Source organism: Actinokineospora bangkokensis, assembly GCF_001940455.1.
In the GTDB taxonomy this organism is placed as follows: domain Bacteria; phylum Actinomycetota; class Actinomycetes; order Mycobacteriales; family Pseudonocardiaceae; genus Actinokineospora; species Actinokineospora bangkokensis.
Map to the genome: position 1 here is coordinate 705,509 of NZ_MKQR01000007.1, position 25,604 is coordinate 731,112.

The following is a 25,604-nucleotide window of genomic DNA, read 5'->3' on the forward strand; positions in this document are numbered from 1 at the left end:
CCGTGCTGCCGCGCGACCGCGGCGTGGTCCTGGGCCTGGTCGGCAACGACATCCACGTCGTCGCCAACCGGGTCCTGGCCATCGGCATGGCGGAGAACGGGTTCCGGCCCTACAACCTGGGCACCAACAACACCGTGGACGACTTCGCCGACGCGGTGCTGGAGACCGGCGCCCGCGCGGTGCTGGTGGCCTCGGTGAACGGCGAGGGCGAGAAGTCCTGCGCCGGGTTCGGCGACCGGTTCGCCGAGCTCGGCCTGGGCGGGGTCCTGCGCTACGTCGGCGGCAACCTGGCGCTGGGCGAGCGGCCCACCGCCGAGGTCGTCGCGCGGTTCACCGGCTACGGGTTCCACCGCGTGTTCCACCAGCCCGAGGGGTTCCAGCCGGTGTTCGACGCGCTTGAGGAGGACCTGCGTGCCCGGGCGGGGTAGGGGGCTGGGCGCGGACATCGGCGCCGAGCGCGCCCGGCTGCTGGCCCGCCACGGCGAGCCGGGCCTGGACCCGGCCACCGCCCGCGAGCACCTGGCCGCCCTGCCCGCCGACCGGTTCGCCTCGGTGCTGTTCGCCCGCCCGCGCAGCCGCCCGCTCGTGCAGCCGCGCGGCGGGTTCCCCACCGCGGCCAAGCAGCGCGCGCTGACCGAGGCGCTGCACGAGGCGGGGGCCGACTTCCTGCCGCTGACCATCGACAGCCACACCCGGCACAACGCCCACGGCACGGCCGCCGAGCTGCTGGCCGCCGGGGTGGCCGAGGGGCGGGACCTGCTCAACGGCTACCCGCTGGTGGCGCACGGGGTCCGGGTGACCCGCGAGCTGTTCGCGGGCATCGACCGCCCGGTGAGCCTGCGGCACGGCACACCGGACGCCCGGCTGCTGGCGGAGCTGGCGCTGGCGTCGGGCATCACCGAGGTCGAGGGCGGCGGGCTGTGCTACTCGCTGCCCTACTCCCGCGCGTTCCCGCTGGAGCGCGCGCTGGTGCACTGGCAGTACGTCGACCGGCTGTGCGCGACGGCGGGCCCGCCGGAGCGGCCCGTGCACCGGGAGTCCTTCGGCCCGCTGACCGCGACCCTGGTGCCGCCGGTGGTCGCGGTGGTGGTGCAGCTGTGCGAGCTGCTGCTCGCCGCCGAGCAGGGCGTCACCTCCTTCACCGTCAGCTTCGGGCAGACCGGCAGCGTCGAGCAGGACCTCGCGGTGGCCGACGTGCTGCGGTCGGCGTCCGGGAAGTGGTTGGCGCGCTTCGGCTTCACCGGTGTGCAGGTGCGCCTGGCCTACCACCAGTGGATGGGCGCCTTCCCCGTCGACCCGGTGCTGGCCTGGCAGCTGATCGCGGTGTCCGCCGCGACCAGCGCGCTGCTGGGCGCGGACAAGGTGGTGGTGAAGACGCCCGACGAGGCCGTGGGCATCCCCACCGCCCGCAGCAACGCGGCGGCGGTGCGCGCCGTGCGGTACGCGCTGGACATGGTGCCCGCCCTGCCCCTGGGCAGCGAGGTGGTCGAGCAGGAGCGCGAGCTGATCACCGACGAGGTGGAGACGGTGCTCTCGACCATCGTGGACCTGCCCGCGCCCAGCCTGGTCTCCCAGGTGCACCGGGCGGTCCGCGCCGGGATCATCGACGTCCCGTTCGCCCCGCACGAGGAGAACGCCGGGGAGCTGGTCGCCGACCGGGGCGCGGGCAGGCGGATCCGGGTGCGCGAGCCCGGTCGCGTGCCGCTGACCCGCGCGCAGCTGCGCCGCGAGCACGAGCTGCGCGGCGCCGCCCCGGACGCGGGCGGACCACTGTGGGAAGCGCTCATGCGCGACATCAGGATCTTCGCGTGAGCGCTGCGGACCCCGTGCCACCGGCGGACCCCGTGCTGCTGGTGGACATCGGCAGCACGGTGGTGAAGGTCTGCGCGCACGACGGCACCCGCCCGGGGCCGGTGCGGCTGGTGCCCAGGGACCCGGCCGTCGCCCCGGGCGAGCAGGTGCTCGCCCTCGCGGGCGGCGCGCCGCGGCTGCGGGTGTGCAGCTCGGCCAACGGCGGCCTGCGCGTCGGCGTCCTCGGGCTCACCCGCGGCCACAGCACGGCCGCCGCGGTGCGGGCCGCGGTGGCCGCCGGGGGCAACGTCGTCTACGCCGACCTGCTCGGCCTGCCGCGGGACACCCCGGCGCCGCCGGTCGACGTCCTGGTCCTCGTCGGCGGGGTGGACGGCGCCGACCCGGTGCACCTGCGCGACCGGCTGGGCCGCGCGCCGCAGGCGGGCAGGCCGCACGAGGTGCTGGTCTGGGCGGGCGCCGACGAACCCGGGGTGGTCGCGGGCCTGCCGGTGGACCACGTGGTGCCCAACGTCCTCGACCACCGGCTGCGCCCGGCCACCGGCGCCCTGGCCGACCTGGTCAGCGGCCTCTACGTCGAGGACCTGGTGGACAGCAAGGGCCTGCGCGCGCTGGCCGGGCGCACCGAGGTGGCCGTCTGGCCCACCCCCGCGGTGGTGTCACTGGCCGCCGGGACCCTGGCCGCGGGCGGCGCCCCGTTCCCCGACGTCACCACCCCGTTCATCGTGGTCGACGTCGGCGGGGCGACCACCGACGCCTACTACTGCGCCGAGCTGCGGGCGGGCACCGCGCGCCCCGCACCGGGGGAGTCAGTGGTGCGCCGGGTCTTCACCGACCTGGGGGTCGTGGCGTCCCTGCCCGCCCTGCGCCAGGCCGTGACCACCCACCCTGGGCTGCTCGACCTCGCCGCCGCCCTCGACCCCGACGACCACCGCGAGCGCTACCACCAGCTGTGCGCGGGGGACTGGCCGCCGGGCCCGACCGCCTTCCTCGCCTGCCTGTACCTGGCCCTCCACCGGCTTGTCGACCCCGCTCGCGGCCCGGAGGTCGACCCGTCCGGGGTGGTCGGGCTGCTGGTCACCGGCGGGGCCAAGGGGGGCGCGGACACCGACGCGGTGCGCCGGGTGGCCGCCGCCGCGCTGGGCGTGCCGGAGGCCCGGTGGCACCTGCGCCTGGACACCGGGTACGAGCTGTGGGCGCACGGCCTGGCCGCGGTGCCCGGCGCGACCGGTCAGCCCTCGACCCGGAAGACCTCCGCGGACAGCTGCGCCGCCAGCTCCGACTGACGCCCGATCGGCACGTCCCCGGGAGCGCGCCCCGGCCAGTGGAACTCCACCCAGCCCTCGCGGTCGAGGTAGTTGGCCTGGTCCGGCGCGGCCTGCTCGCCGGGCCGGGCGGAGACCTCGTAGCCGACGACCTCCGGGGCCAGCGCGGCGGGCCGCTCGACGGCGGTGATCGTGCCCGCGGGCGCCTTGAGCACCGAGATGCCCGCCAGGCCGGTCGCGGCCGGCTCGGGCAGCGGCACGGTCAGCCTGTCCAAGTAGGACAGCACGTGCGCCTCGTACGGGGAGAAGCCGTAGGCCCGCTCCACCTGGTCGATGATGCCGTCGCCCGCGGTGCGCGCGCCGACCTCGATGACCACCGGGGCCTCCCCGGGCGCCAGCCGCAGCTCCACGTGCTGCACGCCGCGGTCGAGGCCGATCGCCCGGCAGGCGCGCACGGTCGTGTCCACCACGTCCTCACGGCCACTGTGGACACTGGGCACCCGGTGGCCGACCTCGGCGAAGTGCGGGCGCGGGCCGAGGATCTTGTCGGTGACCGCGAGGACCTGGCTGTGCCCGCCGTGGGTCAGCACCTCCACCGAGACCTCGTCGGGCAGCGCGCAGAACTCCTCGACCTGGATGGCGTGGTTGCGCACGGTGAAGACCGCGGAGTTCCGGTCGATGATCGCCCTGGCGTAGTCGTAGGCCGCGACCACCTCGTCCGGGGTGGCCGCCAGGCGCACGCCGAGGCTGCCGCCGAACGCCGACGGCTTGACCACGCAGGGGAAGCCGTAGGACTCCGCGGCGGCCACCGCGTCCCGCGCGCTGCCCACCTGCGTGTAGCGCGGGGTCGGCACGCCCGCGGCGAGCAGCACGTCCTTCATCCGGTTCTTGTTGATGGAGGAGTTGTCGACCGCCTCGCGGCTCAGGTACGGCAGGCCGTAGTGGTCGGCCACGGCCCACCCGGGCACCAGGCCGGGGTCGAAGAACGGCACCACGCCCGCGGGCGTGGCACCGGTTTCCTTCTCGTGCTCCAGCACCACCCGCAGCGCGTCGTCCGGGTCGCTGAAGTCACCGATCAGCACGTGGTCGAAGAACTTCGCCGCACCGGAGTCCGGGGTGCGCGCGATGGTCACCAGCGGCCCCCGGAACGCCCGCAGCGAGGCGACGATCGCCCGTTCCCGCAGGTGCATCGCGGCACCGAGGACCAGCAGGTAGCGGTCACCCTCGGAAGATTCGACCATGGCGCCGTATGTTAGCAGCGTGACCGCTGCCCAGACACCGCACGACGGGCCGTGCGCGGCCCTGCCCGAGCACCCGCTCGGCGGCCTCGACGACGCCCGGTGGGACGCCCTGGCGGGCGGCGGCTTCTACTCCTCGGCGTTCTGGTTGCGGCTGGTGGCGCTCGAACCCGGTGCCCCGTCGAGCGCCGTGCACACCGAGGTCCCCGGCGGGGGGCTCGCCGCGGTGCCGGTCGCGCGCATCACCGGCGAGGCCGACCTGGGCAACCCGCACCTGCGCTGGTGGGACCTGCTCGCCGAGCGCGGGCTGCCCGCGCCCGGCCCGCGCGGGCTGCTCGTCGCCCAGCGCCGCGGCTACCTGGCCCACCTGCTCGCCACCCCCGGCGTGGACCGGGTGGAGGCGGCGCGGGCGCTGCTCGCGCGGGTGCGCGCGGTGGCCGGTGACGAGCCCGCGGTGGCGATGTACCTGACCACCCCGGACGTCCTGGCGCTGCGCGCCGCGGGCGTCACCGCGTTCCCCGTGGCGCTGGCCGCCGACGCGTGGATCGACCTGGGGGACGACGGCTTCGAGGCGTGGCTGTCGGCGGGCCCGCGCAAGCGGCGCGCCCGCATCCGCACCGAGCTGAACAAGTTCGCCGCCGCGGGCTACCGGGTCGAGCACCGCACCCTGCCGCACGCCTACACCGAGGTCGGGACGCTGGCCGCGCAGACCGAGCAGCGGCACGGCATCGAGGCCGACCCGGCCGCCTACGTCGAGGCGTTCCGCAAGCACGCCGAGCTGGCGGGCGACCGCGCCGAGGTGCTGCTGTGCTCGGTGGACGGCGAACCCGCCGTCGGGTGCGCGCTCTACATGCGCGACGGGGACGTCGCCTACCTGCGCGCGGTGGGGTTCGACTACGACCGGCTGCGCGGCGCCGCCGAGTACTTCAACCTGCACTGCTACCTGCCCGCCCAGCTGCCCGGGGTGCGCCGCCTGCACTGCGGGATCGGCACCGAGGACGGCAAGGCCCTGCGCGGGGCCGACCTGACGCCGCTGTGGCTGCTGGACCTGGGCGTGGACAGCCCGCTGTCCGGCCGCGACGACGAGGTGCGCGCGGCGAACCGGCGGCTGCGCGCGGAGCTGGCCGCCAAGTCCCCCGTCGTGGAGCGGGCCCTGGTCACCGCCGAGTGGGACGAGTTCGCCTGACCGCGCCGCTACACTGCGCCGGGTGACGACGGCCCACCTGTTCACCGTCCACGCGCTGCTGCACGACGCGGCCGAGGCCTACGGCGCGGACCCCGCCATCACCGACGACGCGGGTGCCCTGCTCAGCTTCACCGAGCTGCGCGACGCGGCCACCGCGACCGCCGCCGCCCTGCGCGCCTGGGGCGTGGCCCGCGGCGACCGGGTCGGCATCTGCATGGCCAAGTCCACCGACCAGGCCGTCGCCGTGCTCGGCGTGCTGCTCGCCGACGCCATCGCCGTGCCGGTGCTGCCCGCGCTCAAGCGCGACAACATCGCCCACATCGCCACCGACGCCGGGTTGCGCGCGGCGATCACCGACGAGGTGCGCGCCGACGAGCTGCGCACGGCGGCGCCGCGGCTGCCCCTGCTGTTCGGCACCGAGCAGGCCGACCCCGGCGACGCCGGTGGCCCGGACGACGCCGGTGGCCCGGACGACGCCGGTGGCCCGGACGACGCCGTGGTGCTGCCCGCGCTGCGCCGCGCGCACGCGGGCACCGCCGTGCCCGGCCGGGCGATCAGCGAGGACGTCGCGGCGATCATCTACTCCTCGGGCTCCACCGGGCGGCCCAAGGGGATCATGGTGACCCACCGCAACCTGTGGCACGGCGCCCGGATCACCAGCCACTACCTCGGGGTGCGCCGCGGCGACCGGATCGCGGGCGTGCTGTCGCTGAACTTCGACTACGGCCTCAACCAGCTCTGGCAGTGCCTGTGCACCGGCGCGCAGCTGCTGCTGCACGAGCTGGTGTTCCCGGCCAGCTTCTTCCAGTTCGCCGCGGCGAACGCGGTCACCGTGCTGCCGGTGATGCCCGCGATCATCACCCGGATGTTCGACCCGCGGCTGCTGCGCCGGGCGCCCGCGGTGGACCTGTCGTCGGTGCGGGTGGTGTGCACCTCCGGTGGCCCGGTGTCCGACCGGATGCTCGACCAGGTGACCTCGACGTTCCCGAACGCCGAGGTGTTCCTGATGTACGGGCTGACCGAGGCGTTCCGGTCCACCTTCCTCGAACCCGACCAGCTGCGCGCGCGCCGCGGCTCCATCGGCCGGGCGATCCCGGACGTGGAGCTGCTGGTGCTCGACGAGCAGCTGCGGGAGGTCGGGCCGGGGGAGCCGGGGGAGCTGGTGCACCGCGGCGGCTGCGTGGCCAAGGGCTACTGGAACGACCCGGTGGCCACCGCCGAGCGGTTCCGCACCCTGCCCGACCACCCGGGGGAGACGGTGGTGTTCAGCGGGGACATCGTCACCAGGGACGAGGACGGGTACCTGTACTTCGTCGGCAGGCGCGACGCGATGATCAAGACCTCCGGGTTCCGGGTGAGCCCGACCGAGGTCGAGGACGTCGCCGCGCGCTTCCCGGGCGTGGAGGCGTGCGTGGCGGTCGGCGTGCCGAACGTCGAGATCGGCGCGGACATCGCCCTGGTGTACTCGGCGCCCGAGCCGGTGGACGAGGGCGCCTACCGCGCCTTCCTCAAGGACGGGCTGCCCGGCCACATGGTGCCCCGCCACCTGATCGCCAGGGACGGGCTGCCCACCCTGGGCAACCAGGGCAAGATGGACCGCCGGGCGGTCGCCGACTCCGTGCTAGACCAGGTGGGGCCCGCGGCGGGGGCGTGAGCACCCACCGCCGGGCGGACGGCGCCGCGGTGCCGGGGGGAGGAGGCGCGGGATGACGGGGGACGCTGCCGCGGGCGGGGTGCGCGGGCGCGCCCGGCGCGCGGCGACGGGGTGGCTGCCGGAGTCGCCGGGGGTGCGGCTGCTGCTGGTCGTGTCGTTCATCGACGCGGTGGGCACCGGCATGTTCCTGACCGGGTCGGCGCTGTTCTTCACCCGCGGGTTGGGCCTGAGCGCAGGTGAGGTCGGGTTCGGGCTGTCGCTGGCCAGCCTCGTCGGCTTCGCCTGCTCGGTGCCGGTCGGCAAGCTCTCCGACCGGATCGGCGCGCAGCGGGCGCTGGTCGCCCTCCAGGTGTGGCGCGGCCTGTGCTTCGTGGCCTACCCGTTCGCCGACAACTACACCCTGTTCCTCGTGGTGGCCTGCCTGGCGGGCACCGGGGAGTGGGCCGCGCCGCCGGTGGTGCAGAGCCTGGTGGGCTCGCTGACCACCGAGACCACCCGGGTCCGCTCGATGTCGGCGCTGCTCATGGTGCGCAACGTGGGCGCCACGATCGGCGCCGCGGCGGCGGGCCTGACCATCGCCCTGGCCGACCCGTCCGCCTACACCGCGCTGGTGCTGCTCGACGCGGCCTCGTTCCTGGTGTCCGGCGCGGTCCTGCTGCGGTTGCGCCTGCGCCCGGCCGAGCACGCCCACACCGCCGCCGACGACGTCGACGCGGTCCGCCGCAGCCGCCCGAGCGGGCGCTACCTCCTGCTGGCCGGGCTGAACGGGCTGCTCTACCTGCACGCCGTGCTGCTCACGGTCGGGCTGCCGCTGTGGGTCGCCGGGTACACCAACGCGCCCGGCTGGGTCATCGGCACCATCGTCGTGCTCAACACCGTGCTGGCGGTGGCCCTGCAACTGCGGCTGAGCCGCGGTGTGGTCGGACCCGCCGCGGCGGCGAACCGGCAGCTGCGCGCGGGGCTGGCGCTGGCCGCCTGCTGCCTGCTGGTCATGACCACCGGCGCCACCGCCCCCGTGCTCACCGTCGCCCTGGTGCTGGCCGCCACCACCGCGATGACCATCGGGGAGATCTACCAGGGCGTCGGGGCGTGGGGGCTGTCCTTCGCGCTGTCGCCGCCCGACCGCCGCGGCTACTTCCTGTCCGTGTACAACCTGGGCCAGACCGGGGCGATGATCATCGGCCCCTGGCTGGTCACCTCGGCCGTGCTGCCGTCGGGTGCCCTCGGCTGGGCCGCGGCGGCGGGCGCGTTCGCGCTGGTGGGCGTGGCGGTCGTCGCCGCGGCCAGGACGCGGCCGGACCCCGAACCCGGAGGCGCTGATGACCGAACTGCTGCTGGTGGGCGTGGGCATGATGGGCAGGCCGTACGTGGCGGCGGCGAAGCGGCTGGGCCTGTCCGTGCACGCGGTCGAGAGCCGGGAGCGGGCTGAGGCGCTCACCGGCGAGGTCGACCGGGTCACCCCGGTCGACGGCGACTCGGACGAGGCGTGGGTGGCCGCGGCGGCCGCCGCCGCGGCGGCGTCGCGGCCCGACGGCGTGGTCGCCTTCGCCGAGCCGCACGTGCTGGCCGCCGCGCTGGTGGCCGACCAGCTCGGCCTGCCGGGCCCGTCGCTGCGCGCGGCGGTGCTGTCGCGCAACAAGGCGTTGCAGCGCGGGCGGTTCGCCGCCGAGGGCGTGCGCCAGCCGGAGCACCTGGTCGTGGCGCGGCTGGCCGAGGCGCTGCCGTGGGCCCGCCCGCGGTTCCCCGTCGTGGTGAAGGCGGTGCGCGAGTCCGGCAGCCTCGGGGTGGAGCTGGTGGCCGACGAGGCGGGCTTCGCCGACGCCGTGGCCCGCCGCGCCCACGAGACCCCGCTGCTGGTCGAGGTCGCCGTGGACGGCCCGGAGTACAGCTGGGAGGCGCTGGTGCGGGGTGGCCGGGTGCAGCTGGCCAACCTCACCGCCAAGGAGACCACCGGCCCGCCCGGGTTCGTCGAGACCGGCCACCGCACCGCCGCGGTGCTCCCGGCCGCGGAGGCCGCCGCGGTGGACGAGCTGGCCGCGGGGGTCCTGCGCGGGCTGGGGATGCGCGACGGCGTGGTGCACCTGGAGTTCCGCTGCTCGTCGTCGGGGCCGATGCTGATGGAGGTCGCGGTCCGCACGCCCGGCGACTACATCCTGGAGATGCTGGGGCACAGCCACGGCGTCGACTGGTTCGAGGCGGTCGTCCGGCTGGCGGTGGGGCTGCCGCTGGTGGACCCGCCGCAGCGGCGGGCGACCCCGGCGGGCGGGTGGTTCCCGCTGCTCGACCCCGGGGTGGTCACCGCCATCGAGGGGCTCGACGAGGTGCGGGCGCACCCGGCGGTGGTCCGCGCGGGGGTGCTCGCCCAGGTGGGGGACACCGTGCCCCCGGTCGTGTCCTCCGCTCAGCGCAGGGTGTTCGTGCTCTTCGCCGCCGAGGACGAGGACCGGTTGGCCGAGGCGCGCGCCTTCGCCGAGCGCACGCTGCGGGTGCGCACCAGCCCGGTCTGACCCGCGCGGGTGTCCGGTCCGGACAGTCCGGGCGCGCGGTGCCGGGGGGACGGACCGGTCAGCCGGACAGGCAGGGGGCGAAGCGGGCGAACTCCGAGCCGTCGGGCACCAGGTCGACGATGACGTCGGTGACGCCGATGTCCTGGCAGGAGCGCAACCACGAGCGCACCGCGGCCACCGACCCGACCAGCTTCGGCGCGTCGATGCCGCGCGCGGGCGCGCCGAACCACAGCCGTTCGTCGTGGACCTCGCCGCTCTCGGCGAAGGCGTAGCTGGCCAGGTGCTCGGAGGAGACCACCTGGGACACGAACAGCGTGCCCGCGACCCGCTGCCTGCGGTCGGGCTTGTACAGCTCGCGCGCGGCCTCCCAGGCCGCCTCCTCGTCGTCGCGCACGACGAGCCCGATGAGCAGGAAGACCCGCCGCACGCCCTGCTCCTCGCGGACCCTGGCGATGTCCTCGGCCAGCACCGCGCGCGGGCGGGCCATCATCAGCACCGCGTCGGCGGGCACGACCCCGGGCGTGGAGGACGACGGTGTGACGACCAGGGTGCGCGGGCCGTCCGGGTCCGCCCGGCGGTCGACCTCGGCGCGCAGCTGGGCGGCGAACTCGGCCAGGCGGGCGCGCGCGGCGACCTTGTCCACCTCGGCCCCGGCGCCCTCGCGCGCGGGCTTGGTCGCCCCGGCCACCACGTTGACGTGCGCGGGCCGGTGGAACCGGTAGGCGGTGTCCACCGCGCGCCGCGCGGTCGCCTCGGGGCTCTCCACGTGCGGTCGCACCGCGACGACCGGCTCCAGCGAGCGCGAGCAGCTGAGCACGTCGTAGGCGGCCAGCCACGGGTCCATCGCGATCGGGAAGTCGTAGATGAACGCCCCCCGCACGCCGATCTCCTCGGCGGAACGCACGTGCTCGGCCAGCCGGTCGAGATATGCTCCGGTCGGCAGCGCGCCGCCGAACCCGAAGTGCCGGGTGTGCGGCGGGACGATGAGGTTCAGCGATGTCCAGTCGGTCACGGGCGGACGGCTCCTTGTCTCGCGGCCGGGGGAGCAGCTTGCCCGAGCCGGGTCGGGTGCGGCAAGCTCGGAGGCTCGTGTCCGTGCGGCGCAACGGGATCGAGGGGGACATGGCCGGACACCGCGGTTTCGGGTTGGTGGAGTTCGGCGCGGCGTCGTTCCGCGCGGGCTCGCCCGAGGAGGGGGCTGCCCCGGCGCACGAGGTGCGGCTCGACGCGTTCGCGCTCGGCGACCGGTGCGTCAGCGCGGCGGACTTCCACGCCTTCCTGCTGGCCGACCCCGGCGCGGTCGACCACACGATGATCGACTGCATCGACCCGTGCTTCGTGGTGCACCGGCCGGGCGGCTTCGCGCTGCGGCCCGGCTGCGGCGGCTTCCCCATGATCCAGATCAGCTTCTGGGCCTCGGCCGCCTACTGCAACTGGCTGTCCCGGGTGGAGGGCCGCGCGCCGGTCTACGACGTCGCCGCGCGCACCGCCGACCTCGACCGCGACGGCTACCGGCTGCCCACCGAGGCGGAGTGGGAGTACGCCTGCCGCGCGGGCCACCCCGACGGCGCCCCGGCCGACCCCGGCGCGTGCAACGGCGAGCAGGCGGGCCCGCGGTGCCAGGAGCTGTGGCCGGGGCGGACCGGGGTGGGGGCGTTCCCGGCCGGGCACCCGGGACCGGTCCCGGTGGGCAGCACCCCCGCCGACGCCGCCGGGCTGCACGAGATGCTGGGCAACCTGCGCGAGTGGTGCCACGACAAGTACGGCCCCTACCGGGCCGAGCCGGTGCGCAACCCGCGCGGCGCCACCCGGGGCGCGTTCCGCGTGGTGCGCGGCGGGGCGTTCATCGACCCGCCCGCGGCGCTGACCCCGGTGAGCCGGATGGCCGCCTACGAGGACACCAAGTGCGAGGTCTACGGCTTCCGTGTGGCGGTGCCCCGGTGAGCGCCGAGGACCCGGCGCTGCCCGCGTTCGCCGACGTCCCGGCGCCCGGCGGCGGTTTCCGCCTCGCCGTCCTGCCCACCACGGTGGCCCAGTACTGGGCGCACCTGGTCGACACCGGCCGCGCCGCCGACCCGGACCCGCTGCTGCACGGCTTCCCCGCCGCGCCGGGCTCGGGCATCCGGGACACCGGCACCGGGCTGGAGCTCGACCCCGACCTGGGCGACCTGCCGGTCACCTGGGTCACCTGGGCGGGCGCGGTGGCCTACTGCGACTGGCTGGGCGAGCGGCTGGGCACCGCCTGCGGGCTGCCGACCGAGGCCGAGTGGCGGCACGCCGCGGGTGGTCCGGGCGGCTCCCGCTGGGCGCTGGGCGACGAGTTCGACCGGCCGGTGTACGCCCCGGCCGCCACCGCCCCGCGCGCGCTCGCCGGTGAACCCGCCAACGGCTACGGGCTGCGCGGCATGACCGGCAACGTCTTCGAGTGGTGCGCCGACGCCCACGGCGACCCGCTGCCCGGGGAACCGCCCTCCCGGGTGATCAAGGGGGGCGCGTACACCGTGCGCAACCCGGAGAGCTTCGAGAACGCCACGGTGTTCTCGGCCGACGGGGGCACCGCCGTGCCCTACATCGGCTTCCGCGCGCGCAGCGCGCCCCGGTAGGCGCCGCAGGAGAAGGGGACGAGATGAGCACACCGGACACGGTGACGACCGACCAGCCGACCGGCACCGCCCCACCGGGCACCGCCGCGGCGGGCGGTGCCGAGGCGGGCGGTGTCGAGGCCGCCCTGGTCGAGGTCCTCGGCAGGCACCTGCGGCGCGGGCCGCAGGACGGCGACTGGGCGGGCGCGGTGCTCTCCGACCTCGGCCTGGACTCGATGACCGCCATCGAGCTGGTGGTCGACATCGAGGAGACCTTCGACGTGGAGTTCCCCGAGGAGCTGCTGGTGCGCGAGACGTTCGCGACCTTCGGCGCCCTGGCCGGGGTGGTGCGCTCGATGGTGTCCGAGTCGTGACGGCGTCCCCGGTCCCCACCTACGCCGAGTTCTCCCGCACCGTGCTCGGCGACGACGCCGAACCCGCCGCCGACGTGCCCTTCGGCGCCCTGCCGCCCGGCGACTACGCGCTGCTGGCCCGGCTGGACGACGCGGTGCGCAGGCCCTCGGCCGCGGCCGAGGCCGACCTGGTCGCCCAGTGGCACTCGCTGACGCTGGAGCAGGTCTACCGGCTCACCCACCCCGACGACTGAGCCAACCCCCCGCAGGGGACCCACCCGGACCCACCCACCCGGACCCCACCCACCCGGACAACGGAGCCAGCCCACCATGACCAGCACCACCCTCCAGCTCGGCGCCGTCGAGGAGCTGTTCGAGGCCGAGATCGCCCGCGGCGTGGAGACCGGCGTGCAGCTGTCGGTCGCGCACGCGGGCCGGGTCGCCGACCTGGCGGTGGGCGACAACGGCGCGGGCGCCCCGCTGACCACCGGCACCCGGGTCCCGTGGACCTGCTCGTCCAAGCCGATCGGCGCGCTGGCCTTCGGCGCGGCCTGGGAGTCCGGCGCGCTCGACCTCGACACCCGGGTCGTCGAGGTGCTGCCCGGGTTCACCGGCGGCGGCAAGGAGGAGGTCCGGGTCCGCGACCTGCTCACCCACACCACCGGCCTGGACGAGCCGCTGGGCGGGGTCGACCCGGCGGGTGCCCAGGTGTCGTCCTGGGCCGACGTCGAGGACCTGCTGTGGGGCACCATCCAGGCCGCGCGCACCGAGGTGCTGCCCGGCACCCGCATGATCTACAACGCGGTCACCAACTGGTTCGTCCTGGACCGGGTGCTCGGCGCGGTCACCGGCGGGGCGCCCGGCGACAGCTACCGGTCGCTGTTCGACCGGCTCGGCCTCACCACCGCCACCCTGGGCGCGGACTGGTCGCTGCCCGCCGAGCAGCGGGTCACCCCGCACGCCTCCCCGGACCAGGAGGCGGGGCTGGCCACGATGAACCTGGTCAGCGCCATGCCGCTGCCCGGGGCGGGGGTCTGGGGCACGATGGCCGACCTGCGCGTGGTCGGCGACGTGCTGCTCGCGGGCGGCAGGCACGCCGGTGAGCGGCTGGTCGGCCCGGCCACGGCGCAGGCGCTGACCGCGACGCACTGGCCGGGGACGCCGCGCAAGCACATCGACGACAGCGACTTCCCCTACGGCCTGGGCATCATGACCCTGCCGTCGATCTTCGGCCGCCGCTGCTCGTTCCGCACCTACGGGCACGCGGGCGGCAACACCTCCACCCTGCTCGTCGACCCGCGGTTCGACCTGGTCGTGGCGGTGTACTGGAACGGCAGGCTCGACGACGTCAAGACCTTCGCCAGGCGCTACGCGCTGGTCCGGGCGCTCTACGACGCCCTGGACCTGCCGCGGCTGCCGCAGCGCCGACCCAGCGAGCAGTAGGAGTCACCGTGACCAGCACCCCCACCCGCCTGCCCGGCCCCACCCCCCTGGGGCACCTGCGCTACCTGCGCGGCCTGCTCGGAGACCCCTACCAGGCGCTGCTGGAGCTGAACGAGCGCTACGGCGAGGTCTGCAAGTTCGGCGTGGCCGGGCAGCACTACGTGATGCTCTTCGGCGCCGAGGCCAACCGGCTGCTGCTCGACGACTCCCCGAAGCGGCCCCGGTTCCTGTCCCGGGACGTGCTGAGCCTGCTGATCCCGGTCGTCGGCAGCTGCGCGATGGTCGTCAGCGACGGCCACGAGCACCGCCGCCGCCGGTCGCTGGTGCAGCCCGCCTTCGCCTACCGCCGGTTGCAGCGCTACGTGCCGACGATGACCGCCGAGGTCGAGCGGATGCTGTCGGCCTGGGAGCCGGGCAGCACCGTCGACGCCTTCGCGGCCGTGCGCTCCTGCATCCGCCGCATCGCCATCCGCTGCCTGTTCGGCGAACGCCTCCAGGAGCACACCGACGTCATCGGCCGCGAGCTGGAGACGGCGCTGCACTACATCAACCGGTCGCCGTTCCTGCGCTTCGACCACGACCTGCCGGGCACCGGGTACCGCAAGGCGGTGGCCGCCCGCAAGCGCGTGGACGACCTGGTGCGCGCCGAGATCGACCAGCGCAGGGCCGAGCCGCAGGACCGCGGCGACGTGCTGGAGGCGCTGCTGACCTCGTGCACGCACTCCGGCGAGCGGCTCAGCGACCTGGAGGTCCGCGACCAGGTGATCAGCCTCATCGCCTCGGGCTACGACTCCAGCAGCTCGGCCGCGGGCTGGGCGGTCTACGCCCTGCTCAGCAGGCCGGAGGTGTACGCCAGGGTGCGGGCCGAGGTCGCGCGGGTCGCGGGGGACGAACCGCTCACCCACGCGCACCTGGAGGCGATGGACTACGTGGGCTGGACGATCAAGGAGATCCTCCGCCTGCACACCCCGGGCGTGCTGACCGGGCGCACCGCCGTCGAGGACGTCGAGTTCGCCGGGCACACCATCCCCGCGGGCACGAAGGTCCTCTACTCCCAGTACGTGACCCACCGGATGCCCTCGCTGTTCCCGGACCCGCTGGAGTTCCGCCCCGAGCGCTGGGACCCGAGCGCCCCGGACTACCGCGAACCCGTCCCCTACAGCTGGGTGCCCTTCGGCGGCGGCTACCGGCACTGCATCGGGTTCACCTTCGCGGAGCTGGAGCTGCGGGCGCTGATCGCGGAGCTGGCCCGGCGCACCGAGCTGACGCTGGCGGTGGACTCGGTCGCCCCGGTCGGCGTGGCGACCATGTGGCCCAAGGGCGGGGTGCCGGTGACGGTGGGCTCGGTCCACCCGCCGCGCTCCCGCGACCTCGCGGCGGAGCCCGCTTAGCCGCGGCTGCCCCGCGCGTGCGCTGCCCGGTCCGGCAGGTCGACTGCATGGGGGTCGGCTGAGCCGGGGGGCGGCTCAGTGGGGATCGGCTGAGCGGGGGGCGATGGTGTGCGGGAGGCCGAACGCGGTGAAGTGCTCGGCGCCGACGAACGAGGTGATCACCGACAGCCGGTCACCGTCCACCTCGAACGCGTTGATCGACCATGCCGCGAACTCCCCGGCGCCGGGCCTGCGCAGCCACAGGGCCAGCGCCGGGCGGCCGTTGGCCACCACCGGCGCCGAGCGCCACTCGCCGCAGCTGCCCAGCGGCACCCGCAGGGCGAAGTCGGCCGCCGCCGCGAAGCCGCGGTACCAGTGCGGCAGCGGCGGCATCGACCAGGTGACGTCCGCGCTGAGCAGCGACAGCAGCGCGTCGGCGTCGCCGCGCTCCAGCGCCGCGGCGAACTCCCCGACCAGCTCGCGCACCCGCGCGTCGTCCACCCGCGGCGACCGCTCCCGGTCCGGCACCCGGTCGGCCAGCAGCTTGCGCGCCCGTTGCAGCGCCGAGTTCACCGACGCCACCGACGTGCCCAGCGCCCCCGCGATCTCGGCCGCGGAGAAGCCCAGCACCTCGAACAGCAGCAGCGCCGCGCGCTGGTTGCCCGGCAGGTGCTGCAACGCGGCCACGAACGCCAGCTCCACCGACTCCCGCTGCTCGTAGCGGTCGTCGGGGTGCGCGGGCAGCGGCCCCAGCCACGCCACCTCCGCCAGCGGCGCGTCGTCGAGCACCGCGTGCGGGCTCGCCGGGCCCAGGTCCACCGGCAGCGCCCGCCGACCCCGCGCGCCCACCGCGTCCAGGCACGTGCGGGTGGCCGCGGTGTACAGCCAGGAGCGCAGCGCGCCCGGCTCGCGCAGCCCGGCCAGCCCCCGCCACGCGCGCAGCAACGCCTCCTGCACCGCGTCCTCGGCGTCGTGGGTGGAGCCGAGCATCCGGTAGCAGTGCGCGTGCAGCTCGCGGCGCAGCGGGGACACCAGGCGCGCGAAGGCCCGGTCGTCGCCGTCTAGCGCGCGGGTGAGGTCATCGGTCGCGAGGAGGTCGCCCACGACCGATGATTCTGCCGCACGCCCCCGGTCACACCGGTGGACGAACCACCCCCGCCAGGAGGACCCCGTGGACTTCACCGCCCCGCCGACCCACCCCGTGACCGCCTCGGCACTGCGCGTGCCCGACGGCGAGCTCTACTTCGAACTGCGGGGGTCCGGCCCGCTGGTGGTGCTCATCGGCGCCCCCATGGACGCCGGGCCGTTCGCCGCGCTGGCCGACCTGCTCGCGGGCGACCACACCGTGCTCACCGGCGACCCGCGCGGCATCCACCGCAGCAGGCTCGACGACCCCGGCGCCGACTCGACCCCCGAGCTGCGCGCCGACGACCTCGCCCGGCTCATCGAGCACGTCGACGCCGGGCCCGCGGTGGTGCTGGGCTCCAGCGGGGGAGCGGTGAGCGTGCTGGCCCTGGTGCAGCGCCGCCCCGACCTGGTCCGGGTGGCGATCGCGCACGAGCCGCCGCTGTCGGGCCTGCTCGACGACCGGGACGAGCTGCGCGCGCGGACCGACGACATCATCGCCACGCACCGCTCCGGCGACCGGCTCGCCGCGGGCCGCAAGTTCCTCGCCCTGGCCCGCCTGCACCTGCCGGACGAGGTCGTCGAGCAGATCTTCGGCGGTCCGGTCACCCCGCAGCAGGCCGCCGACGCGGACTACCAGAACGACCACATGCTCGTCGGCACCGCGTTCTGGGAGCCGGACCTCGACGCGCTGCGCGCCGCGCCGACCCGGCTGCTGATCGGCTTGGGCGAGGAGTCCGCCGGGCAGCTCTGCGACGACACCTCCCACGCGCTCGCGGCGGCGCTGGGCACGTCGACGACGTCGTTCCCCGGCGGGCACACCGGGTTCGCCGAGGACCCGGTGGCGTTCGCGGCGCGCTTGCGCGAGGTCATCGCCTGACGCGGGCGGGTGCGGTGCCGAGCGGCACCGCACCCGTCACGCGGTCACGCGGGGGAATTCCACTGTGGGCGCGTCGTCGTGGTCCGGCAGCGGCACGGGGTCGGCGGGGCGGCGGCGGACCAGCGAGACGACCAGCGCCAGCAGCGCGCCCACCCCCGCCAGCATCGCCGCGTCGAGCAGGTACGCGGCCAACCAGACGTGCTTGGCGACCTCGAAGTACCCGTCCCCCAGCACCGCGAGTCCGACGAGTCCCAGGGCCGTCACCGTGGCGAGGCCCGCCGCGCGGCCCAGCGCCAGCACCACCGGGTGGCGCCGGACGAACAGCGTGACCAGCCCGAGCAGCAGCCCCAGCCCCGCGACCGCGAACGGCTTCCACGGCACCACGAACCCGCCGAGCCAACCGCGGAAGCTCACCGGGTCCGCGCCCTGGGCCCCGCTGAGCGCCTTGCCCACCGGCAGCGGGCGGTTGCCGGGCTCCCACGGGTAGTCGGCCAGGTAGTCCAGTTCCCGCCCCTCGGTGGCGATCAGGCCGTTGCCCAGGGCGCGCAGCAGCGCTCCCGGGTTGGTCATCAGGACGGCCCACGACGCGCCGCGCACGGCCGCCGGGTCGGCGAGCACCACCGGGGCGCCGGGCGCGGCCTCCGGGCCGTTGGGGTAGTAGCCGTTGCCCGCGTAGTCCTGCGCCGCCTCGGGCAGGCCCAGTTCCGCCGCGGAGCCGGGGACCTCGGTGAGCACGAGCGTGTAGGCCAGGTTGAAGCTGTTGACCCCCGGGTAGCTGACCTCCTGCCAGTCCAGGGCCCTGGTCACCGGCCCCACCGCGAGCAGGCCCACCGCCACCGCCACCGCGGGCCCGGTGAGCAGGCGCCGCCACCGGTGCGTGCCCACCACCGTCAGCAGGCAGACCAGCAGCGCGATCCCCAGGACGGGCAGGAAGGACACCTTGGCCAGCACGGCGAGCACCCCGCCGCCCGCGGTGAGCACGAGCCCCACCACCCGCTCCGGCCGGTGCGCGGGCGACGTCGCGGCGATCGCGATCGTGCCGCAGAGGACGGCGTAGGTGCCGAGCAACCCGGGCGGTTCGGCGAAGGTGGACAGGAAGAACCGGACGAAGTCCTGGTTGGCCAGCGGCGCGGCGGCGGGCAGCAGGAGCAGCGGCCACCAGCCGCCCCGCCTGCTCAGCGCCCACGCCGCGGCCGCGGTGACCAGGGCGACGCCGAGGGCGTAGAGCCACCCCAGCCGGGTGAGGGAGAACGGGTCCTGCCCCGCGCCCGCGAGCCGCAGCGCCCACACCGCCGCCGAGGGCTGCGGGTCCGCGCACGGCGCGGTGCGGTCGAAGTCGAACACCACCCCGCCCAGCCAGGCCGCGCGGCCGGTGGGCGTCTGCGGCACCAGGCCCGCCCCGCAGTACACGCGGGACCCGTCGCCGTTGTCGGCGATGCCGGTGGGGGTGCCGCCGAGCAGGCCCATCGCGAGCGCGCAGCCGAGCAGTGCCAGGAGCGCGGCGCAGGTCGCGGAAGTCAGTCGGCGCACTGGGTCGAGGGTAGCGGTGCGGCCCGCGGGCCCCGACACCGACTCCACTGCGCGTGACGGTGCGACCCCGGTGGGGTGAGACCCGGTGAAGGCCCGACCGGGTGGCCGCGCGTCCAGTCGGGTGTCCACACGCGACACGCATGGGGAAACACCCGATTCGCGCAGGGGGTCGGCGGCCCTAGCGTCGTCGGCGTGGACAGCAGACTCTTCGCCGTCGAGCGCTACGACCGCGCCGACGGGTCACCGGAACCGGTGACAGCCCTGGCGACCGAGGGCACCCGCCTGGTCAGCGCCGTCCGGCTGGTCGCCGACGACGTGGTGCTCGCCCTGGTCGAGGGACCGGACGAGCCCACCGTCGCCGCGGCGGCGGCCCGCGCGGGCTGGCGGGTCGACCGCCTCACCCCCGCCGAGTGGCTGGAGGTGACCGCGTGAACCGCGCGCTGGTCGCCGTGGCCGCCGTCGCCCTGCTCGGGCTCGGGGCGTGCACCAAGACCACCTCCGCCGCCCCGGTCGCCCCCGGGCAGGCCGTCCCCGGGCAGGCGGACTCCGGCGCCCCGGCCGTCAGCGGGTGCGACCTGCTGGAGGACGCCGAGGTGAAGGCGGTGCTCGGCTCGTTCGAGAAGCACACCGAGGGCCTGGGGTGCTCCTGGGAGAACCAGGAGGACTACCACTCGGTGACCGTCACCATCGGCGGCACGGGCACCGCTCCCGGCGGGGAGTTCCCGGACCTGTCCGTCTACGGCACGATCGAACCTGCCCCGGACGGCATGCGCTACGCCTCCGGCAACGTCCTGTTCTTCACCGTCGACGACCGCCTGTGCGACGTGCAGGTCGTCACCGACGTCTCCGACGACAGCGACCGCCCCACCGCGGTCAAGTTCGCCCGGCTCGTGCGCGAGCGGATGGGATGAGCATGAAGCGCCTCGTGCTGGCGGTGGCCGTCCTCGCCGCCACCGCCGCCTGCAACACGCCCCTGTCGACCGCGCCGACGCCGTCGAGGACCGCCCCGATCCCCACGCCCGCGGGGTCGGCGGAGGAGACCGGCTCATCGGCACCGGAACCGTCGGAGTCATCGCAGTCGTCCGAACCGGAGCCGGGGTCGGACGAGGGCGGGTCCGCCGAGGGCATCCACGGGTGCGACGTCCTGGAGAAGGCCGACGCGGAGAAGTTGGCGGGCATCGCCGTCCAGGACGGGGTGGAGGGCCCGCTCACCGAGCCGTCCTGCACCTACACCTCGCCCCCGGACGGCCGCACCGCCCAGGTGGAGCTCTACCTCGGCGGCGGCGCCAAGAAGTTCCTCGACATCGACCGCGAGCTGGACCACGAGTTCGTGGACGTGCCCGGGATCGGGGACGAGGCCGTGCTGGAGGACAACACGCTGTTCTTCCGCGTCGGGTCGACGTGGGCGGCGCTGCGGTTGGTGCGGTTGGACAACGAGCCCGCCGACAACGCGCCCGGGTTGAAGGCGCTGGGCAAGAAGCTGGCCGGGCGTCTCTGATCGGCCGAGGGTCTCCCCCGCGTGGGCGCGGGGTCCCACGAGGACACCGGCGGACACGCCGGAGGGCGCGGACCCGTGCGGGTCCGCGCCCTCCGGCGACTGCGCTGCGTCAGGACAGCTCAGCGGCGGCGTCCTCGTCGAGGAACCACACCGTCTCCTCGACCCCGCGCACCCCGGCGGCCGGGATGTCCACCTCGGACGCGCCACCCACCGCCGCGGCCACCGGACCGGCCTTGGCCGCCCCGGTCGTCATCAGCCACGCCCGGCGGGCCTTGCGGGCCAGGGGCAGCGACAGGCTCACCCGCGTGGGCGGCGGCTTCGGGCAGTCCCGCACCGCCACCACCGGGTCGGTCGCGCGCACGGCGGGGGAGTCCGGGAACACCGACAGCGTGTGCCCCTCCTCGCCCACCCCGACCAGCAGCACGTCGAACACCGGGTCGGGGCCCAGCAGCTCGGCGTAGGCGCGGGCCGCCGCGTCCGGGTCGTCGCCGTGCACCCCGTCCGAGGGGGCCATCGGGTGCACCCGCGCCGGGTCGACCGGCACGTGGTCGAGCAGGGCGGCGCGGGCCTGGGTCTCGTTGCGCTCCGGGTCCCCGGCGGGCAGGAAGCGCTCGTCGCCCCAGTAGACGTCCACAGCGGACCAGTCCACCTCGGACGCCGCGGCCCGGACCGCCGCCAGGACCGCGGTGCCGGTGCGGCCACCGGTGAGGACCACCGACGCGGTGCCGCGGGCGGCCTGCGCCGCGGCCAGGGCCGCCAGCAGGCGGGCGGCCGCGGCCGCGGCGAGGTCCTCGGCGGCCGGGAAGACGGCGACCTCGGGTGCCGCGCTCACTTGGCCGCCGCCGCCCGCGTCCTGGGCCGGGTGGTGGCGGCCTTGCGCGGCGCCTTGCCCTCGGCCTTGGCGTCCGCCTTGGGCTTGGGGTCGGCCTTGGCCGCGGGCGTGGCGCCCGCCTCCTGGGCGGCGCCGCCCTCGGTCTTCTTGGCCTTGGCGACCTGGGCGGCGCGCGCGGCCGACAGGGTGGGCGCCTGGGCGGCCACGTCGGCGGTGCGCTCGGGGTCCGGGCGGGTGCGCGCCGAGGCGCGCGACCGCACGATCTTGCCCAGGCCCTTGAGGGTGTCCTCGTAGATCTCGTCCGGGTCCAGCCTGCGCAGCTCCTCGGTGAGGCAGTCGCGCACCTCGCGGCGCTGCAGGGCCACCCGGCGGGCGGGCTGGCCCGGCTGGGTCAGCGTGCCCACCCGCCCGTCCGGGCGGGTCAGCTCGATCGGCCCGGACTTGCGCTCCAGCACCACCGAGATGATGCCCTCGCCGTCGGTGGCCTTGATCCGCTTCACCGGCACCCGCAGCGTCGCGGCCAGCCAGCCCGCCAGCAGGTCGGTCGAGGGCGAGTCGCCCTCGCCGGTGACTGCGGCGCCGGTGACCTTCTCGTGCGGGGGCAGGTCCAGCGACGCGGCCAGCACCGCCCGCCAGAGGGTGAGCCGGGTCCAGGCCAGGTCGGTGTCGCCGTCGGTGTAGTACCGCTGGCGCACCTCCAGGGCCTTGATCGGGTTCTTGTCGGTGGCCGAGTCGGTGATCCGGCGCTGGGCCAGCCGCCCCACCGGGTCCTCGGCGGGCTTGGCGGGCGCCTCGAACGGCCACCACGCCACCACCGGCGCGTCCGGCAGCAGCAGCGGGATCACGCAGCTGGCGCCCTCGTCGGCCAGCGCGCCGTAGAGCCGCAGCACGACCACCTCGGAGGCACCGGCGTCGCCGCCGACGCGGATCTGGGCGTCGAGCCGGGCCGCGGCCCGCTTGGCCCCGCGCGCCACCACGATCACCCGGCACGGGTGCTCGCGGCTGGCGTCGTTGGCCGCGTCGATGGCCTCCTCGGTGCGCTCGCCGTCGTCGGTGACGATCACCAGCGTGAGCACCCGGCCCAGGGTGGTCGCCCCGCCCTGCTCGCGCACGTGCACCAGCTTGGAGTTGACCTTCGAGGTCGTGGTGTTGGGAAGGTCGATGATCACGGCCGCCTCCACTGCCTGCCGTCGCGGGCCAGCATCTTGTCCGCCGAGTCCGGGCCCCAGGTGCCCGCCGGGTAGCTGTCCGGGGTGCCGTTGGCCGCCCAGTGCTTGAGCACCGGGTCGAGGATCTCCCAGCTCAGCTCGACCTCCTTGTTCACCGGGAACAGCGAGGGCTCGCCGAGCAGCACGTCGAGGATCAGCCGCTCGTAGGCCTCCGGGGAGGCCTCGGTGAAGGAGTGGCCGTAGGAGAAGTCCATGGACACGTCCCGGACCTCCATGGAGTTGCCCGGCACCTTCGAGCCGAACCGCAGGGTCACGCCCTCGTCCGGCTGCACCCGCACCACCAGGGCGTTCTGCCCCAGCTCCTCGGTGGAGGTGTCGTCGAAGGGCAGGTGCGGGGCGCGCTTGAACACCACGGCGATCTCGGTGACCCGGCGGCCCAGCCGCTTGCCGGTGCGCAGGTAGAACGGCACCCCGGCCCAGCGGCGGGTGTTGACCTGGAGGGTGATCGCGGCGTACGTCTCGGTGATGGAGTCCTTGGCGAAGCCCTCCTCCTGGAGCAGGCCGGGCACCTTCTGCCCGCCCTGCCAGCCGCCCGCGTACTGCCCGCGCGCGGTGGTCTCGCCGTAGGGCTCCACCGCCCTGGTCGCCTCCAGCACCTTGATCTTCTCGGTGCGCAGGGCGTGCGGGCGGAAGGAGACCGGCTCCTCCATCGCGGTGAGGGCGAGCAGCTGCAGCAGGTGGTTCTGGATGACGTCGCGGGCGGCGCCGATGCCGTCGTAGTAGCCCGCGCGCCCGCCGAGGCCGATGTCCTCGGCCATGGTGATCTGCACGTGGTCGACGTAGTTGGCGTTCCAGATCGGCTCGAACAGCTGGTTGGCGAAGCGCAGCGCCAGCAGGTTCTGCACCGTCTCCTTGCCGAGGTAGTGGTCGATGCGGAACACCGACTCCTCGGGGAAGACCGCGTTGACGACCTTGTTCAGCTGCCGGGCGCTGGCCAGGTCGTGCCCGAACGGCTTCTCGATGACCACCCGGCGCCACTCGCCGTCGGTGCTGGCGTTGGCCAGGCCGGAGCGGGCGAGCTGCTTGGTGACCACCGGGAACGCCCCCGGCGGGATCGACAGGTAGAAGGCGTGGTTGCCCGAGGTGCCGCGCAGCTCGTCGAGCTCGCGCACCGTCTCGGCCAGCTTGTCGAACGCCGCGTCGTCGTCGAACGAGCCCTGCACGAACCGGAAGCCCTCGGCCAGCCGGTCCCACACCGACTCGCGGAACGGGGTGCGCGCGTGCTGCTTGACCGCCTCGTAGACGACCTGGCCGAAGTCCTGGTCGGCCCAGTCGCGGCGGGCGAAGCCGACCAGGGAGAAGCCCGGCGGCAGCAGGCCGCGGTTGGCCAGGTCGTAGATGGCGGGCATGAGCTTCTTGCGCGACAGGTCACCGGTCACGCCGAAGATCACCAGGCCGCACGGGCCCGCGATGCGCGGCAGCCGCTTGTCCCGCTCGTCGCGCAGCGGGTTGGTCCAGCGGGTGCTCACCCGGCCACCTCCGCGAGCGCGTTCACCAGCTGGGCCAGGCCCGCGGCGCGGTCGGTGAAGTGCAGCCGCAGCACCGGTCGGCCGTGGTCGACGAGGACCTGGCCGTCGCCGAGCGCCTGGGCGTGCTGGAGCACCCCGAGGGTGTACGGGCGGTCGGGCACGTCGAGGTCCTGCTCCACCGCGCCGGTGATCTGCAGGAACACGCCGTTCTGGTGCCCGCCCTTGTGGTACTGCCCGGTCGAGTGCAGGAACCGCGGCCCCCACCCGAAGGTGGTCTGGAGGCCGGACTTGCGCGCGATCTCGGGGCGCAGCACCACCGCGGAGGCGTCGTCCAGCCGGTCGAGGTAGGCCTGCACGGCGACGTAGCCGTGCGCGGGGGCGGCGGCCAGCAGCGCGTGCAGCGCGCCCGCGACGGTGGTGGTGCCCTCGGGCAGCAGCCCCTCGGAGGCGTGGACCTCCACGGCGCCGTCGGTGACCGCCGGGGTGTCCGGGGTGTCGTCGCCCGCGGAGTCGAGCAGCTTGCGCGCGGCGGCCTTGGCGGCCTCCACGTCCGGCTGGTCGAACGGGTTGATCCCGAGCAGCCGCCCGGCGACCGCGGTGGCGTACTCCCAGGTGAGCATGAGCCCGCCCAGGGTGCCCTCGGTGGCGATGCGGGCGGTGCCGACCGCCGGGCCCACGGCCACGGTGGTGGCGTCGGTGCCCGCGTCGGCGAAGCCCGGGGCGTCGGAGTCCTCGACCACCACCGGCAGCAGCCCGGTGCCCTGCTTGCCGGTGGACTCGGCCACCAGCTGCTCCACCCAGTCGCCGAAGCCCTTGATGCCCGAGCCGGTGTCGGCGAGCACGACCTTCTCCGCGCCGCGCGCGTGCGCCGCGCCGAGGGCGGCGCCGAGCAGCAGGCCGGGGTTGGCCTCGTCGTCGGCCTTGAGCACCTCGGCGGCCGCGGCGGCCTCGTCGAGCAGCCCGGCCACGTCGGCCCCGGCGAGCCCGGCGGGCACCAGGCCGAAGGCGGTCAGCGCGGAGTAGCGGCCGCCGACGTGCGGGTCGGCCTGGAACACCCGGCGGTACCCGGCCTCCACCGAGGACTTCTCCAGCGGCGAGCCGGGGTCGGTGACGACCACGATGCGCGCGGCGGCGTCGATGCCCGCGTCGGTGAACGCCTTCTCGAAGACCCGCCGGTGGCTGTCGGTCTCCACAGTGGACCCGGACTTCGACGACACGACGATGACGGTGCGCTCCAGGTCGCCCGCGAGGGCGTCGGCGACCTGGCCGGGGTCGGTGGTGTCCAGCACCACCAGCGGCACGGCGGCGGTGTTGGCGATGACCTCGGGCGCCAGCGACGAGCCCCCCATGCCCGCCAGCACCACCCGGTCGACGCCCTCGGCGCGCAGCTCCGCCCGCAGCGCGTCGATCTCGGCCAGCAGCGGTCGGGAGGACTCGGCCAGCGTGGTCCACGACAGCCGGATCGCGGACTCGGACTCCGCCTCGGGCCCCCAGAGCGTGGGGTCCTGCGCGGTGAGCTTGGACGCCACCTGGTCGGCGACGAGTCCGGACACCAGCGGGGCCGCCTCCTCGGCGAGCCGCTGGTCGATCAGGGTTACTGCGACATCTCCGGGATGCTCTGCCATTGCGGCGCC

25 protein-coding genes are annotated in these 25,604 nt (G+C 75.4%); 17 read left to right on the forward strand and 8 right to left on the reverse strand.

The genetic code is table 11. The features are described from left to right. Positions 1–2 precede the first annotated feature (2 nt). From glmS to BJP25_RS07640, 3 genes are read left to right on the forward strand one after another with little or no spacing between them, the layout of a single operon-like run. On the forward strand, positions 3–428 hold the full coding sequence (glmS, locus tag BJP25_RS32060) for a methylaspartate mutase subunit S (protein WP_158075610.1): 426 nt from the start codon (positions 3–5) through the stop codon (positions 426–428). After that, positions 412–1,812 (forward strand): hypothetical protein, encoded by a 1,401-nt coding sequence (locus BJP25_RS07635; RefSeq protein ID WP_075974024.1) that lies wholly within the window; start codon positions 412–414, stop codon positions 1,810–1,812. The genes glmS and BJP25_RS07635 overlap by 17 nt, the downstream gene beginning before the upstream one ends. Beyond that, positions 1,809–3,095: a glutamate mutase L gene (locus BJP25_RS07640; protein WP_075974025.1), complete on the forward strand. Its 1,287-nt coding sequence runs from the start codon at positions 1,809–1,811 to the stop codon at positions 3,093–3,095. The genes BJP25_RS07635 and BJP25_RS07640 overlap by 4 nt, the downstream gene beginning before the upstream one ends. Here the strand turns inward: BJP25_RS07640 and BJP25_RS07645 are convergent. Then, the gene (locus tag BJP25_RS07645; protein WP_075974026.1) at positions 3,041–4,315 is read right to left on the reverse strand and encodes an ATP-grasp domain-containing protein; all 1,275 of its coding nucleotides are present in this window, start codon (positions 4,313–4,315) and stop codon (positions 3,041–3,043) included. The genes BJP25_RS07640 and BJP25_RS07645 overlap by 55 nt on opposite strands. A 19-nt stretch (positions 4,316–4,334) precedes the next feature. On the opposite strand from BJP25_RS07645, the gene BJP25_RS07650 reads away from it, so the two are divergent. The 4 genes from BJP25_RS07650 to BJP25_RS07665 are packed head-to-tail and all read left to right on the forward strand — an operon-like array spanning position 4,335 to position 9,659. Next, a complete protein-coding gene (locus BJP25_RS07650) occupies positions 4,335–5,498 on the forward strand; it encodes a GNAT family N-acetyltransferase (RefSeq protein WP_158075611.1) in 1,164 nt (387 codons plus the stop codon). Positions 5,499–5,520: 22 nt separating this feature from the next. After that, positions 5,521–7,152, forward strand: coding sequence for an AMP-binding protein (locus BJP25_RS07655; protein WP_075974027.1), 1,632 nt, complete (start codon positions 5,521–5,523; stop codon positions 7,150–7,152). A 52-nt stretch (positions 7,153–7,204) separates the two neighbouring features. Further along, the gene (locus BJP25_RS07660) at positions 7,205–8,581 is read left to right on the forward strand and encodes an MFS transporter (protein WP_075974028.1); all 1,377 of its coding nucleotides are present in this window, start codon (positions 7,205–7,207) and stop codon (positions 8,579–8,581) included. Next, positions 8,472–9,659, forward strand: a complete 1,188-nt coding sequence (locus tag BJP25_RS07665) for an ATP-grasp domain-containing protein (RefSeq protein WP_075974029.1) — start codon at positions 8,472–8,474, stop codon at positions 9,657–9,659. The genes BJP25_RS07660 and BJP25_RS07665 overlap by 110 nt, the downstream gene beginning before the upstream one ends. A gap of 58 nt (positions 9,660–9,717) precedes the next feature. On the opposite strand, the gene BJP25_RS07670 is transcribed toward BJP25_RS07665, so the two are convergent. After that, positions 9,718–10,671 carry an LLM class oxidoreductase gene (locus BJP25_RS07670; RefSeq protein ID WP_075974030.1) on the reverse strand — a complete coding sequence of 318 codons (954 nt, stop codon included), beginning with the start codon at positions 10,669–10,671 and terminating at the stop codon, positions 9,718–9,720. Between the two features lie 110 nt (positions 10,672–10,781). Here BJP25_RS07670 and BJP25_RS07675 point away from each other — a divergent pair, with 110 nt between their 5' ends. The 6 genes from BJP25_RS07675 (at position 10,782) to BJP25_RS07700 (ending at position 15,428) form a co-directional block, all read left to right on the forward strand. Then, positions 10,782–11,603, forward strand: coding sequence for a formylglycine-generating enzyme family protein (locus tag BJP25_RS07675; RefSeq protein WP_158075612.1), 822 nt, complete (start codon positions 10,782–10,784; stop codon positions 11,601–11,603). Next, the gene (locus tag BJP25_RS07680; RefSeq protein ID WP_075974032.1) at positions 11,600–12,262 is read left to right on the forward strand and encodes a formylglycine-generating enzyme family protein; all 663 of its coding nucleotides are present in this window, start codon (positions 11,600–11,602) and stop codon (positions 12,260–12,262) included. Before BJP25_RS07675 ends, BJP25_RS07680 begins: the two co-directional genes overlap by 4 nt. Before the next feature lie 23 nt (positions 12,263–12,285). Continuing rightward, positions 12,286–12,615 carry a phosphopantetheine-binding protein gene (locus tag BJP25_RS07685; protein ID WP_084793745.1) on the forward strand — a complete coding sequence of 110 codons (330 nt, stop codon included), beginning with the start codon at positions 12,286–12,288 and terminating at the stop codon, positions 12,613–12,615. After that, a complete protein-coding gene (locus BJP25_RS07690; protein ID WP_075974033.1) occupies positions 12,612–12,848 on the forward strand; it encodes a hypothetical protein in 237 nt (78 codons plus the stop codon). Before BJP25_RS07685 ends, BJP25_RS07690 begins: the two co-directional genes overlap by 4 nt. Before the next feature lie 76 nt (positions 12,849–12,924). After that, positions 12,925–14,037, forward strand: coding sequence for a serine hydrolase domain-containing protein (locus BJP25_RS07695; RefSeq protein ID WP_075974034.1), 1,113 nt, complete (start codon positions 12,925–12,927; stop codon positions 14,035–14,037). Positions 14,038–14,045: 8 nt separating this feature from the next. Continuing rightward, complete coding sequence (locus tag BJP25_RS07700) at positions 14,046–15,428, forward strand: cytochrome P450 (RefSeq protein WP_158075613.1); 1,383 nt, start codon at positions 14,046–14,048, stop codon at positions 15,426–15,428. Between the two features lie 75 nt (positions 15,429–15,503). On the opposite strand, the gene BJP25_RS07705 is transcribed toward BJP25_RS07700, so the two are convergent. Continuing rightward, a complete protein-coding gene (locus BJP25_RS07705) occupies positions 15,504–16,511 on the reverse strand; it encodes a sigma-70 family RNA polymerase sigma factor (RefSeq protein ID WP_075974035.1) in 1,008 nt (335 codons plus the stop codon). A gap of 67 nt (positions 16,512–16,578) precedes the next feature. On the opposite strand from BJP25_RS07705, the gene BJP25_RS07710 reads away from it, so the two are divergent. Further along, entirely contained in the window at positions 16,579–17,412 is an 834-nt protein-coding gene (locus BJP25_RS07710; protein ID WP_075974036.1) for an alpha/beta fold hydrolase, read from the forward strand. Between the two features lie 36 nt (positions 17,413–17,448). Here BJP25_RS07710 and wsfD read toward each other — a convergent pair whose 3' ends face one another. Continuing rightward, complete coding sequence (gene wsfD / locus BJP25_RS34025; protein ID WP_158075614.1) at positions 17,449–18,942, reverse strand: glycan biosynthesis hexose transferase WsfD; 1,494 nt, start codon at positions 18,940–18,942, stop codon at positions 17,449–17,451. A 192-nt stretch (positions 18,943–19,134) separates the two neighbouring features. Between wsfD and BJP25_RS07720 the strand changes: the two genes are divergently transcribed. The 3 genes from BJP25_RS07720 to BJP25_RS07730 are packed head-to-tail and all read left to right on the forward strand — an operon-like array spanning position 19,135 to position 20,440. Continuing rightward, positions 19,135–19,374: a hypothetical protein gene (locus BJP25_RS07720; protein WP_075974038.1), complete on the forward strand. Its 240-nt coding sequence runs from the start codon at positions 19,135–19,137 to the stop codon at positions 19,372–19,374. Then, a complete protein-coding gene (locus BJP25_RS07725; RefSeq protein WP_075974039.1) occupies positions 19,371–19,853 on the forward strand; it encodes a hypothetical protein in 483 nt (160 codons plus the stop codon). Before BJP25_RS07720 ends, BJP25_RS07725 begins: the two co-directional genes overlap by 4 nt. After that, complete coding sequence (locus BJP25_RS07730) at positions 19,850–20,440, forward strand: hypothetical protein (RefSeq protein WP_075974040.1); 591 nt, start codon at positions 19,850–19,852, stop codon at positions 20,438–20,440. Before BJP25_RS07725 ends, BJP25_RS07730 begins: the two co-directional genes overlap by 4 nt. A gap of 109 nt (positions 20,441–20,549) precedes the next feature. Here the strand turns inward: BJP25_RS07730 and pgl are convergent, their stop codons facing one another. Genes pgl through BJP25_RS07750 form a run of 4 tightly spaced genes read right to left on the reverse strand, consistent with a single transcriptional unit; the run spans position 20,550 to position 25,595 of the window. Beyond that, positions 20,550–21,272, reverse strand: coding sequence for a 6-phosphogluconolactonase (gene pgl, locus BJP25_RS07735; RefSeq protein ID WP_075974041.1), 723 nt, complete (start codon positions 21,270–21,272; stop codon positions 20,550–20,552). After that, on the reverse strand, positions 21,269–22,441 hold the full coding sequence (gene opcA, locus BJP25_RS07740) for a glucose-6-phosphate dehydrogenase assembly protein OpcA (RefSeq protein WP_075974161.1): 1,173 nt from the start codon (positions 22,439–22,441) through the stop codon (positions 21,269–21,271). The genes pgl and opcA overlap by 4 nt, the downstream gene beginning before the upstream one ends. Next, positions 22,438–23,970 (reverse strand): glucose-6-phosphate dehydrogenase, encoded by a 1,533-nt coding sequence (gene zwf / locus BJP25_RS07745; RefSeq protein ID WP_075974042.1) that lies wholly within the window; start codon positions 23,968–23,970, stop codon positions 22,438–22,440. The genes opcA and zwf overlap by 4 nt, the downstream gene beginning before the upstream one ends. Then, positions 23,967–25,595: a glucose-6-phosphate isomerase gene (locus BJP25_RS07750; RefSeq protein ID WP_075974043.1), complete on the reverse strand. Its 1,629-nt coding sequence runs from the start codon at positions 25,593–25,595 to the stop codon at positions 23,967–23,969. The genes zwf and BJP25_RS07750 overlap by 4 nt, the downstream gene beginning before the upstream one ends. Between the last annotated feature and the right edge of the window lie 9 nt (positions 25,596–25,604).